This window comes from Pseudomonas caspiana, from assembly GCF_040224095.2.
Classification (GTDB): Bacteria; Pseudomonadota; Gammaproteobacteria; order Pseudomonadales; family Pseudomonadaceae; genus Aquipseudomonas; species Aquipseudomonas caspiana.
Genome location: NZ_CP167995.1, coordinates 1,890,820 through 1,904,311, shown reverse-complemented (window position 1 = coordinate 1,904,311; position 13,492 = coordinate 1,890,820). Strand labels below are relative to the sequence as shown.

General features: G+C 57.0%; 14 protein-coding genes. 7 read left to right on the top strand and 7 right to left on the bottom strand.

Translation table 11 applies throughout. The features are described 5' to 3' along the window. The first annotated feature begins 243 nt into the window (after positions 1-243). Positions 244-1,299, top strand: coding sequence for a permease (locus ABRP31_RS08720; protein WP_087267271.1), 1,056 nt, complete (start codon positions 244-246; stop codon positions 1,297-1,299). A 22-nt stretch (positions 1,300-1,321) separates the two neighbouring features. Here the strand turns inward: ABRP31_RS08720 and mnmH are convergent, their stop codons facing one another. Continuing rightward, a complete protein-coding gene (mnmH, locus tag ABRP31_RS08715) occupies positions 1,322-2,422 on the bottom strand; it encodes a tRNA 2-selenouridine(34) synthase MnmH (protein WP_349970583.1) in 1,101 nt (366 codons plus the stop codon). Further along, positions 2,422-3,456, bottom strand: coding sequence for a selenide, water dikinase SelD (gene selD, locus ABRP31_RS08710; RefSeq protein WP_349970582.1), 1,035 nt, complete (start codon positions 3,454-3,456; stop codon positions 2,422-2,424). Before selD ends, mnmH begins: the two co-directional genes overlap by 1 nt. Before the next feature lie 232 nt (positions 3,457-3,688). Here selD and ABRP31_RS08705 point away from each other — a divergent pair, with 232 nt between their 5' ends. The 5 genes from ABRP31_RS08705 to ABRP31_RS08685 all read left to right on the top strand — a co-directional run bounded on the left by ABRP31_RS08705 (position 3,689) and on the right by ABRP31_RS08685 (position 8,878). Continuing rightward, positions 3,689-4,417 (top strand): AraC family transcriptional regulator, encoded by a 729-nt coding sequence (locus ABRP31_RS08705; protein ID WP_349970581.1) that lies wholly within the window; start codon positions 3,689-3,691, stop codon positions 4,415-4,417. Positions 4,418-4,495: 78 nt separating this feature from the next. After that, a complete protein-coding gene (locus ABRP31_RS08700; RefSeq protein WP_349970580.1) occupies positions 4,496-5,440 on the top strand; it encodes a DMT family transporter in 945 nt (314 codons plus the stop codon). Between the two features lie 251 nt (positions 5,441-5,691). Then, entirely contained in the window at positions 5,692-7,545 is a 1,854-nt protein-coding gene (locus tag ABRP31_RS08695; RefSeq protein ID WP_349970579.1) for an ABC transporter ATP-binding protein, read from the top strand. Positions 7,546-7,699: 154 nt separating this feature from the next. Next, a complete protein-coding gene (locus ABRP31_RS08690) occupies positions 7,700-8,026 on the top strand; it encodes a barstar family protein (protein WP_349970578.1) in 327 nt (108 codons plus the stop codon). Between the two features lie 54 nt (positions 8,027-8,080). Beyond that, positions 8,081-8,878, top strand: coding sequence for a phosphodiesterase (locus ABRP31_RS08685; protein ID WP_349970577.1), 798 nt, complete (start codon positions 8,081-8,083; stop codon positions 8,876-8,878). 71 nt (positions 8,879-8,949) lie between these two features. On the opposite strand, the gene ABRP31_RS08680 is transcribed toward ABRP31_RS08685, so the two are convergent. Beyond that, positions 8,950-9,435 (bottom strand): ATP-binding protein, encoded by a 486-nt coding sequence (locus tag ABRP31_RS08680; protein WP_349970576.1) that lies wholly within the window; start codon positions 9,433-9,435, stop codon positions 8,950-8,952. A 48-nt stretch (positions 9,436-9,483) separates the two neighbouring features. Continuing rightward, positions 9,484-9,942 carry a GNAT family N-acetyltransferase gene (locus tag ABRP31_RS08675; RefSeq protein ID WP_349970575.1) on the bottom strand — a complete coding sequence of 153 codons (459 nt, stop codon included), beginning with the start codon at positions 9,940-9,942 and terminating at the stop codon, positions 9,484-9,486. Positions 9,943-10,183: 241 nt separating this feature from the next. Here ABRP31_RS08675 and ABRP31_RS08670 point away from each other — a divergent pair, with 241 nt between their 5' ends. Then, the gene (locus ABRP31_RS08670) at positions 10,184-10,774 is read left to right on the top strand and encodes a GNAT family N-acetyltransferase (protein WP_349970574.1); all 591 of its coding nucleotides are present in this window, start codon (positions 10,184-10,186) and stop codon (positions 10,772-10,774) included. A gap of 212 nt (positions 10,775-10,986) precedes the next feature. Here ABRP31_RS08670 and ABRP31_RS08665 read toward each other — a convergent pair whose 3' ends face one another. From ABRP31_RS08665 to ABRP31_RS08655, 3 genes are all read right to left on the bottom strand, one after another. Further along, entirely contained in the window at positions 10,987-11,913 is a 927-nt protein-coding gene (locus ABRP31_RS08665) for a Gfo/Idh/MocA family oxidoreductase (protein ID WP_349970573.1), read from the bottom strand. Between the two features lie 382 nt (positions 11,914-12,295). Beyond that, complete coding sequence (locus tag ABRP31_RS08660) at positions 12,296-12,592, bottom strand: hypothetical protein (protein ID WP_349970572.1); 297 nt, start codon at positions 12,590-12,592, stop codon at positions 12,296-12,298. A 78-nt stretch (positions 12,593-12,670) separates the two neighbouring features. Then, positions 12,671-13,108 (bottom strand): hypothetical protein, encoded by a 438-nt coding sequence (locus ABRP31_RS08655; RefSeq protein WP_349970571.1) that lies wholly within the window; start codon positions 13,106-13,108, stop codon positions 12,671-12,673. Between the last annotated feature and the right edge of the window lie 384 nt (positions 13,109-13,492).

The window sequence follows — 13,492 nt, the reverse complement described above, 5'->3', positions numbered from 1 at the left end:
TCCACGCGCCAATACTCGCGGATCGTGAAAGCCTGGCTAACTTCTATCGATCAGGCCCCGGTGCGGCCGTACGGCACCGATACGGTGAGTCGGACCAAGACACCTGATCCATAGCAATCAGAGACACCGGGCAGTCACCCTTCGCTTTCGGCCAATTGCCGGGCTTCAGGAACGCAGGCATTGTTGCCAACCGGCAGTCAGCGTTGACGTATCATAGGCGTTCGCTTCCGCACGGATCTCATAATGATTAGCCAGCATCCTCCCTCCACAACTCGCTCTTGGGCATTTTGGTGCAAACCGGCGTTGTTTCTTCTGGTGGCCGTAGTTGGCCTGTACTACGTCAAGTGGTCACCTTATTACCTCAAATCGTTCATCGCCGCCGACACGCATAGCATTGGCGGCTCGATCCTCGACGATAATGTCGCGTCGCCCCTGGTCGCTGCGCTGGCTTACGCTCAAGTGTATTTTCTAGCCATCTGGAAGGCTGCCGTGCTGGCGATCATCCTTGGTTCGTTGGTACAGGTGCTTATTCCCCGCGACTGGTTGCTGCGCGCGTTCGGAAAAGCCGGTATTGGCTCCACGTTGCGAGGGAGCCTGTTCGCCCTGCCGGGCATGATGTGCAGTTGCTGCGCGGCCCCCGTGGCGGCCGGCCTGCGGCGACAGAACGTGTCGCAGGGTGCGGCGTTGGCGTTCTGGATCACAAACCCGGTACTCAACCCCGCCACATTGATTTTCATGGGTTTCGTTCTCGGCTGGGAGTTCACCGCCCTGCGCCTGGTGGCCGGCGTCGCACTTGTGCTGGGTGTCTCAGTCCTTGCCCAGCGCATTTCGCGACCAGATGCCCTGCCGAAAGCGGCCGTGGATGCTGTTGAGGTGGCCACTGCCGCAGATACCCGCAGTCTCCCGGTGCAGTGGTTACGCACGATGTGGCAGTTGTTCTGGACCACCATCCCGATCTACGTGCTGGCGGTGCTGATCCTCGGAGCGGCACGGGTATGGTTATTCCCTCACGTTGATGGAGCAATGACCAATAGCTGGCTATGGCTGGTACCACTGGCTGTCGTGGGCACTTTGTTTGTGATCCCCACCGCAGCAGAAATCCCTATCGTGCAGGCCCTCATGGGCCTCGGCTTAGGAACAGCTCCGGCAGTAGCACTATTGATTACACTGCCAAGCGTCAGCCTGCCTTCGCTATTGATGCTGCGCAAATCCTTTGATCGTCGGGTGCTGGTGGCCGTCGCGTTGCTGACCATGCTGGTGGGCATTATCAGCGGCGTCATCGCGGCGCTGGTCTTCTAGAAAGGCGGAGGCGTCGCTGGGTTCACGCGCGGCGGCGCTGCAATAAATAGTCCCTGACTGCAGCGTGGTCACCGGCAAACTCGATTCGCTTGGACTTGCTGTCCCGCTGGTAGGCGTACATGGGGTCATAGTATTCGTTGAGCAATTGCTCGATCCATTGTCGATGAGCATCCACCTGCCCCGTTTTCTGCTGGGTCTGCAAGGCGCCATCCATAATCACCGCCAGGCGTTGGTAACGCTCACCCCCCAAGCGTCTGAGGTTGCTGGCCAGACTCTGGCGCAACCGCTCAGCGAACGCATTGAATCCTTCCTCCACTCCATGAACTGCGACAAAATCTGCGCACAGGTCGATAACGTAATCCTTGAGGATACGTTCAACCCGGTTCTCAACGCTGTCTTGCAGCCACACCAGAGGCGCGGATTGCATCTGCCGAAACAGCGAAAGAGGCACCGCGCGGCTGCCAATCGCGCGACCTTCATCCTCGAGGACCAAATGATCGGCACCGCGATGACGTTTCTTCAGGATGTCCACAGCCAAAGCATTTTCAAAGTCGATCTGTCCGGGCTGGCCACTGACACGTTTGCCGAAGCTGGAGCCGCGATGGTTCGCATGGCCCTCAAGGTCGAGGCCGTTGCTCAACTCCGCCAGCACTTCAGTCTTGCCGGACCCGGTCAAGCCCCCTACAACGACCAGTTCACAATCCTGAACGGCGCACTCGATGGTGTCGATAAGGAAGGTGCGCATTGCCTTGTAACCGCCTAGCACCCGCGGGTAAGGAATACCGGCGATGTCTTTCAACCACTGCTGGGTGATCTGCGACCGCAGGCCACCGCGAAAGCAATACAGATAGCCTTCCGGCTGACGCCGGACGAACTCCGCCCAGCTCTCAATACGTGCTTCCTTGGTAGCGCCAGACACCAGCCGATGCCCCAACTCGATGGCGACCTGCTGCCCCTGTTGTTTATAGGCAGTGCCGACGGCCTCACGCTCGACATCGTTCATCAGCGGCAGATTAACGGACTGGCCGAAGGCCCCCTTGGCGAACTCCACGGGGGCGCGGACGTCCATCAGGGGAATATCGTTTAGAAAAATATGGCGCAAGTCGGCGCTGTTGTCGCGCATCAGAACACCTCAACGGCGTTGGCCTGGCGCTCGATTAGCGTGCCTATGGGGCGCAAGCTCAGGCCAAGATCGGTGGCGGTCTGCAGAAACTGCGCCTGGCCCTCTGGCGCTACCGCGACCAGCAGGCCGCCACTTGTTTGCGGGTCGCATAGCAGATGCTTTTGCCAGTCGGTCAATTTACCGATGCGGCCACCGTAGCTGTCAAAATTGCGCTGCGTGCCTCCCGGTACGCACCCCCGCTCAAGGTAATAATCAACACTGTCCAGGCGCGGCACAGCGCTCGCCTCGATACGTGCGGTCAATCGGCTGCCGTCAGCCATTTCCACCAAATGACCCAGCAGGCCGAAACCAGTGACATCAGTCATCGCGGTGACCCCGGCAAGCTTGCCGAAGCGGCTGCCGACCGTATTGAGAATGCACATCTGGTCGCGCGCGACGCCTATATCGGCGTCGCGCAACAAGCCTTGTTTCTCGGCGGTGGTTAGCACACCGATCCCCAATGGCTTGGTCAGATAAAGCGTACAGCCTAAGGTGGCGGTGTCGTTACGTTTCATGAAGCGCTTTTCGACCAGCCCCGTGACCGCAAGGCCAAAGATCGGTTCTGGCGCATCGATGGAGTGTCCACCGGCCAACGGGATACCCGCAGCATCACACACTGCTCGGCCACCGCGAATCACTTCGCGAGCAATTTCCGGAGCAAGCACGTTGACCGGCCAGCCGAGAATAGCGATAGCCATGATTGGATCTCCGCCCATGGCGTAGATATCGCTAATGGCGTTGGTGGCGGCAATGCGGCCGAAATCGTAGGGGTCGTCGACGATAGGCATGAAGAAGTCGGTAGTTGAGACGACTCCGCGCTCTTCATCAATCGCGTAAACCGCCGCGTCGTCTCGCGAAGCATTGCCCACCCAAAGCTTTGGATCGAGATTTTGGGCGCCGCTGCCAGCGAGGATCACCTCAAGCACTTGAGGCGAAATCTTGCAACCGCAGCCGGCGCCGTGGCTGTATTGGGTCAAACGGACCGATGCGCTCATTGGATGCCACTCTGCGTGTAAAGGGGTAGCATTCTACCAGAGGCAAGGCACACCTGATTGCGCTGACTCATTAGTGTGACGCAGCCCTGAACGCCATTCTGGTTAAGCACCGCGCCAACGCAGCTTGTATGATTACCAGCTTGATCGACAGGCCTTGGCATAGGGCGTCCTGTGCCTCACTTGCTGCTGAACGCCAGCCCCCGAATCACCAAACTGACCGAATGGTGCGCCAATGTTTCTCAGCCTCGAAGTTCGCAGCTACGACGGAGAAAACCCTTATCACCAGCATGATCATCTTCAATTGGTACTGCCACTGCGCGGCCGAATGGATATCGACGTGGAGGGTCGTGGGGGATGCATCGATCAGTCAATGGCAGCGCTTGTAGCACCTGGCTCGGAGCACTCGCAGCTCACCGATATCGACAGCCGTTTTCTGGTCCTGGACTGTGCGCCGACAACGCTGGAGGCACTACACATGGGGCGTCTGGCTGAAAGAATCTATGTGCCTATTCTTCCGGCAACACGTCGCCTTATCGAGTTCGCGGAATTGATAGGTAGCGAGCAATTGTCCATCAGCGCCCCGCAGTTGGCCCCTCTGCTTCTGTCGTCCCTGGCTTCGGACACACCTCGCGTTTCGCCCCCCATGGAACGGTTGATCAACCGTCTGCGGGCAAATCCTGGAATACACTGGAACAACGAGGCCATGGCTCAAGTAGCGAACATGAGCATGAGTCAACTGCACCAGCGATTCCGGCAATTGTTCAAGATGAGTCCTCAAGCCTGGTTGACTGATTTACGCGTACAAGAAGCTCAACGATTGCTGCGTGGAACCTCGTTACCAATAACTGAAATTGCCTTGCGCACAGGTTTTTCCGACCAGGCATCGCTCACCCGTACCATGCAACGTGTGAGCGCTACGTCTCCGGCGGCTTATCGCAAAACCCAAAAACAGCCTCGGTAAAAAACTCAACAGTTAACGACAATACTCTCCGAGCCTGCTGCTCCAGACTTCGTGTTTTACGTTTGGAGCGGTGGTGAAATGTTTGCTGATCGATCACTGCTGAAAGGCATCGGCTATGGGGTGTGCGCGGGACTGTGCTGGGGCGTAATTTTCCTCGGGCCGCAGTTGACCCCGGAATTGAGCGGCCTGCAGTTCGCAGTGCTGAGATTCCTCTGCTACGGCGCGATCTCGGCAGCTTTGCTTATGCCCCGCTGGCGGCGTGTCTGCATTAATCTCACCATGGCCGATTGGCAGTCACTCTTCTGGCTTAGCCTGATTGGTAATCTCGTCTACTACACGTTGGTGGGCACCGGCGTGCAGTTGGTTGGCATTGCTACGACGTCCCTGATTGTCGGACTCATCCCCGTGCTCGTCACTCTGGCGGGGCGTAACGACGCAAACGCCGTGCCTTTGCGCAAGCTCTTACCCTCACTGTGCTGTGCAGTAGGTGGAGTCTTGCTTATCAGCTGGCATGCACTGATCAATGGCGACAGGCCAGATGCATTGACAAGCATCGCCGGAATTTTATGCGCAACAGGCGCACTGGTTACGTGGAGTTGGTTCGCCGTGAGCAATGCCCGGCGCCTGCTTCAAGTTGCCAGCGTTTCCTCGCATGACTGGGCACTGCTGACAGGGATCATGACCGGCGCTCAGTCACTGCTTCTGGCGGTGCCTGTCTTGGGTTTTCAGACAGATACGCATAGCACCGCCGAATGGCGAGGCTTTCTTTTGGTAGCCGGTGGTGTAGCCCTTTTGTCTTCGGTTGTGGGTGGCGCGTGCTGGAACCAGGCGAGCCGACTTCTACCGTTGGCACTCAGTGGACAAGTGCTCGTGATTGAGACGCTGGCGGCGCTCTTATTTGGCTTTCTATGGAGCCATCGCCTGCCCGACGGGTATGAGCTGGCGGCCATCGCGTTGCTGCTCACCGGTGTTGTCTGGTGTCTGAATTGCTATCGTGCTCCACTCCCCTCCCCGGCTACCTGACTCATGAGTACCCCTTGACGCCAACGTTACCGATTGCAATCGGCTGATTCTGTTGAAAACAGTCGATCCTGGTTCCGCGGCGCAGAGGTCATCGCTCACACAAAGCGTCTCTACTGAAAAAATCGCCCCACCTAAAAAATCGAATCTGCTCTGGCCATTAAGCTGTGCGGAGCAGACATTTATCCCTGCAAAACCCTCAAAGTGGCCTTTAAGTGCCAGAATCTCCCCACTAGCTCGTTTTGGAGATCATCATGCTTCGCGCGTTTGAACAACGGCTCGACCCTTTTCCGCCCGACGAGGCCCCGCCACCGCCTGACGGTTTAGCGCGGTTTTTGTGGGCCTGTACCCGGGGTGCCCGCGGCTATATTTTTGCGTTTGCACTGCTCAGTGCCGGTGTGTCGATTTACGAAGCCTGGCTGTTTTCTTTCCTCGGGCAAGTCGTGGACTTGCTATCGACCTGGCAAGCAGGCGGCGATACCGCCGGGCAGGAAAGTCGAGTGCTATGGGGCATCGGCATCGTCCTCGTGACCAGCATCGGGCTTGTGGCGTTGCGCACCATGGTGCAGCACCAGGTATTGGCGATTAACTTACCGCTACGGCTGCGCTGGGACTTTCATCGGCTGATGCTGCGACAAAGCCTTTCGTTCTTTTCCGATGAGTTCTCCGGTCGGGTGACCACCAAGGTGATGCAAACGGCGTTGTCCGTGCGTGAAGTCCTGTTCACCATTATCGAAATCGCCCCCGGAATCGGGGTGTATTTCATCGCGATCATCGCACTGGCCGGCGGCTTCGACCTGAGGCTGATGTTGCCGTTTATGGCTTGGGTAGTGTTGTTCGGTCTGGCCATGCGCTACTTCGTGCCCCGCCTTGGAAAAGTCGGCCAGGAACAGGCCAATGCGCGCTCCTCGATGACCGGACGGATCTCGGACGCCTACACCAACATCACGACGGTGAAGCTGTTCTCCCACTCCAAACGTGAAGCGCATTTCGCTCGCGCGGCGATGGAGGATTTCAAAATAACCGGCTTCCGTCAGATGCGTCTGGTCAGCCAGTTCGAAATCGTCAATCAGGCGTTGGTGGTTGCATTGATCATGGGCGCAGGCGGTTATGCCCTATGGCTGTGGCACCTGGGTGAAGTCGGTACCGGGGCGGTAGCGGCAATTACTGCCATGGCGTTACGGATCAACGGCATGTCGCACTGGATCATGTGGCAAATGACGTCTCTGTTCGAGAACATCGGCACCGTGCAGGATGGCATGGCCACCTTGACCCAAGGCCCGAAAGTGCAAGATGCGCCGGACGCGACAGCGCTGGTCACCACCGGTGGCGCAGTGACGTTCGACAAGGTGAGTTTCAACTACAACGGCGAACGGCAGGTGCTCGACAACCTGAGCCTGACTATTCGTCCGGGCGAAAAAATCGGTCTGGTTGGTCGCTCAGGCGCGGGCAAATCCACACTCATCAACCTGCTGTTGCGCTTCTACGACGTGGACGAAGGTGAGATTCGCATCGACGGGCAAAACATCGCGCACGTCACGCAAGACAGCTTGCGCAGCGCCATCGGCATGGTCACTCAGGATACGTCCCTGCTGCACCGCTCGATTCGCGACAACATCGCTTATGGCCGCCCCGATGCGACCGACGCGCAAATTCGTACCGCTGCCGCCAATGCCCAGGCCGATGGTTTCATCAGCCAACTGAGCGATAAGCAAGGCCATTCAGGCTACGACACCCTAGTGGGTGAGCGTGGCATCAAGCTGTCCGGCGGGCAGCGTCAACGCGTCGCGATTGCGCGGGTGATGCTCAAAAATGCTCCGATCCTGCTCCTTGACGAGGCCACCAGCGCACTGGATTCAGAAGTCGAAGTGGCCATTCAGGAAAGTCTCGATGAAATGATGCAGGGCAAAACCGTTATCGCCATTGCCCATCGGCTGTCGACGATTGCGGCCATGGACCGGCTTATCGTCATGGATGACGGACGCATAATCGAACAGGGCACCCACGCCGAACTGCTCGAGAAGAACGGTACCTATGCGCGACTGTGGCAGCACCAGAGCGGTGGATTTCTGGGCGAGGATCAGGGCGTGGCTGAGGCGATGGAGTAGCTTGGCAGGTACAAACGTCGCCTATGGATACGCGACGCGAAGGGGTCACGCATGATGCGCGGCCCCTGCACGCGGGCAGTCAGAAGCCCATCAGTCGCAGGCAGGAATATTCAGTTCAACTTCCTGAAGACAGCGCGGTAAAAGGGTTCTATCAATGGTACGAGTGAACGCAGATCTGATTACTGACTGGCAGACATTCCACACGGTTTTTTCGGATGTGTTCGGCTTCCCTGGCTTCTACGGCTGCAACATGGACGCCTGGATTGATTGCCTCTCGTACCTTGATGACCCCAGCGCAGAAATGTCGTCTGTGCATGTTCAATACGGACAAACGCTATCACTGGTCATCGACAATGCTCAGAGCTTCAAGCATCGCTGCCCTGAACAATTTGCAGCGCTGGTGGAGTGCGCGGCTTTTGTGAACTGGCGCGCCGTTGAGGCGGCTGGCGCTCCACTTCTGGCGCTCGCCTTCATTGTTTGAATGGTTAGCCGTGGCTGTCATCCACAGCCAGTCATTTTCCACGGAGGACATCCAGTGCTCATCGCTCACCTGTCAGACTTGCACATCCGGCCACAAGGCGCGCTCTACAAAGGGTTGGTGGATTCAAACACGATGTGCAAACAAGCCATCGAGCACTTGAACGCCCTGCATCCGCGCCCGGACGTGGTGATCATCACCGGCGATCTGGTGGATGAAGGACAACCGGCCGAGTACGAAATGGCCCGTGCACTTTTGGCGGAGATTGAACAACCACTGTTGATGATCCCTGGCAATCATGACGACCGCGAGTTGTTCAGGTCTGCGTTTGTCCAAGCAGAAAGTGCTACACACGAAGGCCCACTGCACTTTGTTGCCTCACATCTTGGCCCTGTCCGCATCATTGGACTGGATGTCACCGTGCCCGACGAACATCACGGTGACATGAGCGAGGCAGCACAGGCATGGCTGGAAACTGCCCTTGCAGAAGAGGCGGATAGACCAACCCTGATCATGCTCCACCAGCCGCCATTCTTGAGCGGCATTCCTTACATCGATACGTATGCGTGTATCAATGCGCACCGGCTTGTTCAGGTGGTGGAGCGCTACCCCGCCATCGAACGAATAGTCTGCGGGCACATCCACCGATCCATGCAACTGCGCTTTGGCGGCTCCTTGTTGTGCACCGCCCCCAGTACAACCACAGCCATCGCGTTGGCGCTGGACGCAAATGCTCCGCAAGCCTCTTACGTAGAGCCGCCAGCCCTGCTTTTGCATCACTGGAAACCTGATACGGGGCTTATCACTCATTGGGTGCCGATCGGCAAATTCCCGGGGCCGTTGCCGTTTGCCTGATGGGTGAACTGCGCACGTATTTTCAGGCAGAACAGTGCCTCTCCCAAAACGGGCGCAAAAAATGGGGGGAATTACAGGCGGTGAATCTGAATATCCAGCCCCTCCTCCGGCGTTGGTGCCTGAAAATATCGGGTGATCAAATCAAACTCCGCGTCGGTTGCCGCGAAGTCATGCTCACCGCGTACGTTGCGGGCGCGCAGTCGAGCACGGCAAACATCATCCTCCACGTCCAGATAGTGCAAACAGTGCTTCACCTCACCCGCTTCCGCCAAGCCCCGCAACCACTCGCGGTCTGCACGAGTATTGCCGGGAAAATCCAGAACCACACTGATACCCGACTTCAGCATGGTGCTGACTAGCGGGCCAACGACATCGCGAATTCGATGGGCGAATTGCACATAGTCGGTCACTGATTTGATCTCGCCTGGGTAAAGCCTTGAGAGCCAGTGATCCTCACTCAGCAGGACTGCTGAATGCTCAGCGACGAGTGCCTTCGCAAGTGTTGATTTGCCGGAAGCGATCTTGCCGCACATGAGATGAAGTTTCGCAGTAGTCATCGACCTGTCCTGTTTTCAAAATGTGGTGGGTATCTGCTTGAAGCACATTCAAAGATCCCGCCCCATCAGCCAGTGTTCTTTATCCCACGCCTGAAAACACTCCAGAACCTGCCAGCCGCGCTTGGCGTAGTACTCATGGCGGTCATGGGTGTGCAGATACAGCCGCGTGTTGCCGTTAGCCTTCGCTGCGGTGCAAATGCCCTCGATCAGTTGTTCCGCCAGACCTCGCTGTCGCGCATGCGGGGCGATGAAAACACAGGCCAGCCATGGGCCCAGCTCCGGGCGTTCAGCCAGGTCATTTCTAGCCAGCGCAGCGCCGCCCAGCAGTTGCCCATCCTCGACGGCAATCAGGCATTGCCAGTCACCATTAACCTGTCCTTCGGCAAATTCACGCTGCCAGTCACTCAATGATTGACCGACGTATTCATATGCAAATTGTTCGTGCAGCCACTGTGCGAAAGTGTTGCTGTACTGCATATCGTCGCGCAGCCAGATCAGGCGGGGCATGTGGCTTTCCTTCTTTTTCACCGTCGACGAGTTGAGTATCTCCATCACCATCGGCCTTGGGTACTTCTAAGCTGGGTCAGTGCCCGGCGGTTCAGTGCTGCGAATGCAATCGTCTTGATTGAACCGGCTAAGAGTCAAGCAGAACAATCGCCCATCACTCGCTGGCAACACTCGACATCCGGGCTCACATTCTGCAAGAGTGCGAGTCGATCTGGTGATACCGCTTTAAGGACCTCGCGCCATGGAAAGCCCGCATACACTGCAAACCGCTCGCTTGACACTCACTCCACTGCAACTGACCGACGCCTCCGATATCCAGCAGTTGTTCCCCCACTGGGAAGTGGTCCGCTACCTCGACCGTCGGGTGCCATGGCCTTACCCGGATGATGGCGCGCTGACGTATGTTCGTGACGTAGTGCTCCCGGCCATCGCGGCAGGACGCGAGTGGCACTGGATGATCCGTCTGGGTTCAGAGTCAGGGCAAAGCATTGGCAGCATCAGCCTGTACGACCAGCCTGGCAACAACCGGGGATTCTGGCTCGCCCCGCGATGGCAGGGCAAAGGCTACATGCGTGAGGCCTGCGAGGTCATCAACAGATACTGGTTCGAAACACTGGCGCGTCCGGTCATGCAAGTGCCCAAAGCAGTCGAAAATCAGGCCTCGCGCAAGGTCTCACAGCGTGAGGGCATGCGCTTGATCGGGACAACAGAAGGCCACTTTGTCTCGGGACCTCAACTCAAGGAAATATGGGAGATGACGCGTGCTGAGTGGTTGAGCAACCCGGAAAACGGTCGGGCCTCTCTTGATCGGCCTGTCACAAGCGCAAAGTAAGACATTGCAGGAGACCGCCGTGTGCTTCTAACACGGCACTTTAGCGCAGCGGACACCTATCTGTAGGAGCGCACGAGCAGCGCGAGGCCGCGATGGCGGAGTGTCAGGCGGAAAGCCATCGCGGCCTCGCGTTGCTCGTGCGCTTATACAGAAAGCGTTTGGTAGTCCTACAGAAACGGACCTGCACCGCCGGGGTTCAGGTCAAGTCATACTTAATCGTAAAACGGCTCTACCGACGTCCGACTACCAACAAAGAAACTGTCCGCTACGAGTCGCAACGGCTGCAAATCCAGATCACTGGCTTTGCTGCCAATCAACTGTTGAAAATGCCGATACACCGCCGCGTACTCGCCCTCCCCCGAAACAGCCTGTCGCACGCCGTCAATGCTCAACAGCGCACCACCGTTGTCCAGCCGCAAAACACCTTCGGCACAGCGAACCTCGATACTCCAGAGTTCATCATGACCATGGTCAAAGTCGAACTCCGCGCGCACGTCGAGCTGGCGCGCATCAGACATTTTGATGGATGCAGCGATAGGCGACTGACAGTTACTCGGGACTCGCAGTTCGGCGGACTCAACGAACAGCGGCAACGGCAAAAGATGGGTCGCAATCGACAATGCATTGATGCCGGGATCAAAAACGCCCAGACCGCCCGGCTGCCAGATCCATGCCTGACCGGGATGCCATTTGCGCACGTCTTCTTTCCAGTCGATCTGCACGCTTTGCAGCGTGCGAGTGGCCAGCCAGTCACGAGCGGCCTCAATCCCCGGTGCATAACGCGAATGCCAGGCGAACAGGCCGCTGACGCCCTGCTCCGCAGCCTGACTCGCCAACGCCATCGCTTCGCCCAACGTGGCACACGGCGGCTTCTCGACCAACACGTGTTTACCCGCAGCCAGCGCCTCTTGCACCAACGCGAATCGCCCCTGCGGCGGCGTGCAGAACGCAATCGCATCAACATGCGGGCCTTTTTCGAGCAACTCACTCAAGGACTGGAAATTCTCTACCCCGGCACAAGGCTGGCCTTGGGTCGCAACAGCCACCAACTGGAACGCGGGGTTAGCGGTAATAGCGGGCACGTGCTGATCCTGGGCAATCTTGCCGTAGCCCACCAGACCGAGACGGATCGGTTGCATCGATGACTCCTGACTTTTTGTAGTTATTAGGAAAGCGATCCAGCAAGACTACGTTTGTACGACGGGGAAGTCATCTTGTGAATCGGGCACAGTCGGGTTTTGCAGGAACATCGGTAAACACGTAACCCGTAGGATTCGCCAGACTCTCCACTATTGAATGAGGCTGCGACAGGATTGCGACAAACATCTGACCAGTAGGAGCTGCCGAAGGCCGCGATGGCGGCGTGTCAGGATAAATGCCTCGCAGCCTTCGGCAGTTCCTACGGATAATGCATTCCAGATCACAGGATTATATTTTCTGATGGCAGCGAGACTGCGAAGAAAGGTTATGTAGAGTTTCTGGCCCCCTCGGCTGGCTTGGCAAGAGAGCTGACTAAAACTTCTAATGCCAACGCTTGAACGCCCGACGTCCTCGCAGCACGCCCCACGTCATGGCAAGTCCTGCGCCGCTGAAGAAGATGAACGTAGCGATAGTTTCCAGTAGATACCAAAGGAAACGTTCTGGCTGGTCATCGAATATCAGATGCTCCTTCACGGATTGGCGGCGTGATCCGGTGAGCGCATCGAATTGCCAAAGGGTAAAGGCATCATTCAGACGTTCCCCCGCTAGCCAGGCGCAGCCCAGGCAGAAAACAGCCCCTAAAAAGCAATAAATGCGGACGCGATATTCCGGTATCACAGAAACTCCATTTACTCGTTGAGCAGGTAATGATTATCGGCGACGTTGGGGTAAGAACAAGTATCTGGATCAAGCTATTTAGCCGCGGTAAAGCTCCCGGAGATTAATCACTGTCTTGTGCTGAACTTCACACTCCTCTTTACTCAATGCCCGCTCGCAATACTCGCGACTCAAGAAAAGGATGGTGTCATTCCCGTCAGGTTCGCTAGGGTAATCCGGGTGCTGTCCAACTTCTGCCAACAGTGAATGCGTAACAGGAACCACATGAAAATGCAGATTGAAACCTGCAGAAAAACCCAACTTGTAGACAACAACCTTCCAGGGCTCGAAGGCCTGAAAAAGAAGTTGCTCGGTTTGCCGCAAGACATCGCCGAGTGAGGCCAGCGCCGAGTCGCTGAGGTCCATGAAATCCGAAGCGGCAGCGATTGAGCTGACCATCAGGTAACCACTGTAACGCGCATCGCGCCGATGGCTGACTCGCCAGTGTTCCGTGTCGAAAATATCCCACTCAGTCATGCGTACTCATGCTCCAACTGTTCTCATGTTCGGTTTGTCATAAATGAGGTGCGCCTTGTCGGCGCTCGCGGTTCTGTGCAAGGATTGGCCATGACCAAATGTATTCAATGCAACCGACATCACCATCACGGACCTCGCTCAAGGTGCCGCGGTTGCTCATGCTCATCGAATAATCATAATTCAAGATACTTTTTCTGAAGATTCAATGAACAAACCAAGGCGCCCATGGCGCCTTTTTTATTGCCTGAAAATTGGAAATCATCAAATGACAATGCTACGTGGAACAGGAGCCAACGTGTTGGCGAGACGGTTTTTCTGCCACAGCGAGTTAAGCGGCTCGCGAACAAGTTCGCTCCTACAGGCTCGTCGTTGCCACGAGACCTC

What these genes read in the sequence shown, in the direction of transcription:
- ABRP31_RS08720 (WP_087267271.1), top strand. Translation starts at nt 244, where the DNA reads ATGATTAGCCAGCATCCTCCCTCCACAACTCGCTCTTGGGCATTTTGG.
- mnmH (WP_349970583.1), bottom strand. Translation starts at nt 2,422, where the DNA reads ATGCGCGACAACAGCGCCGACTTGCGCCATATTTTTCTAAACGATATT.
- selD (WP_349970582.1), bottom strand. Translation starts at nt 3,456, where the DNA reads ATGAGCGCATCGGTCCGTTTGACCCAATACAGCCACGGCGCCGGCTGC.
- ABRP31_RS08705 (WP_349970581.1), top strand. Translation starts at nt 3,689, where the DNA reads ATGTTTCTCAGCCTCGAAGTTCGCAGCTACGACGGAGAAAACCCTTAT.
- ABRP31_RS08700 (WP_349970580.1), top strand. Translation starts at nt 4,496, where the DNA reads ATGTTTGCTGATCGATCACTGCTGAAAGGCATCGGCTATGGGGTGTGC.
- ABRP31_RS08695 (WP_349970579.1), top strand. Translation starts at nt 5,692, where the DNA reads ATGCTTCGCGCGTTTGAACAACGGCTCGACCCTTTTCCGCCCGACGAG.
- ABRP31_RS08690 (WP_349970578.1), top strand. Translation starts at nt 7,700, where the DNA reads ATGGTACGAGTGAACGCAGATCTGATTACTGACTGGCAGACATTCCAC.
- ABRP31_RS08680 (WP_349970576.1), bottom strand. Translation starts at nt 9,435, where the DNA reads ATGACTACTGCGAAACTTCATCTCATGTGCGGCAAGATCGCTTCCGGC.
- ABRP31_RS08675 (WP_349970575.1), bottom strand. Translation starts at nt 9,942, where the DNA reads ATGCCCCGCCTGATCTGGCTGCGCGACGATATGCAGTACAGCAACACT.
- ABRP31_RS08670 (WP_349970574.1), top strand. Translation starts at nt 10,184, where the DNA reads ATGGAAAGCCCGCATACACTGCAAACCGCTCGCTTGACACTCACTCCA.
- ABRP31_RS08665 (WP_349970573.1), bottom strand. Translation starts at nt 11,913, where the DNA reads ATGCAACCGATCCGTCTCGGTCTGGTGGGCTACGGCAAGATTGCCCAG.
- ABRP31_RS08655 (WP_349970571.1), bottom strand. Translation starts at nt 13,108, where the DNA reads ATGACTGAGTGGGATATTTTCGACACGGAACACTGGCGAGTCAGCCAT.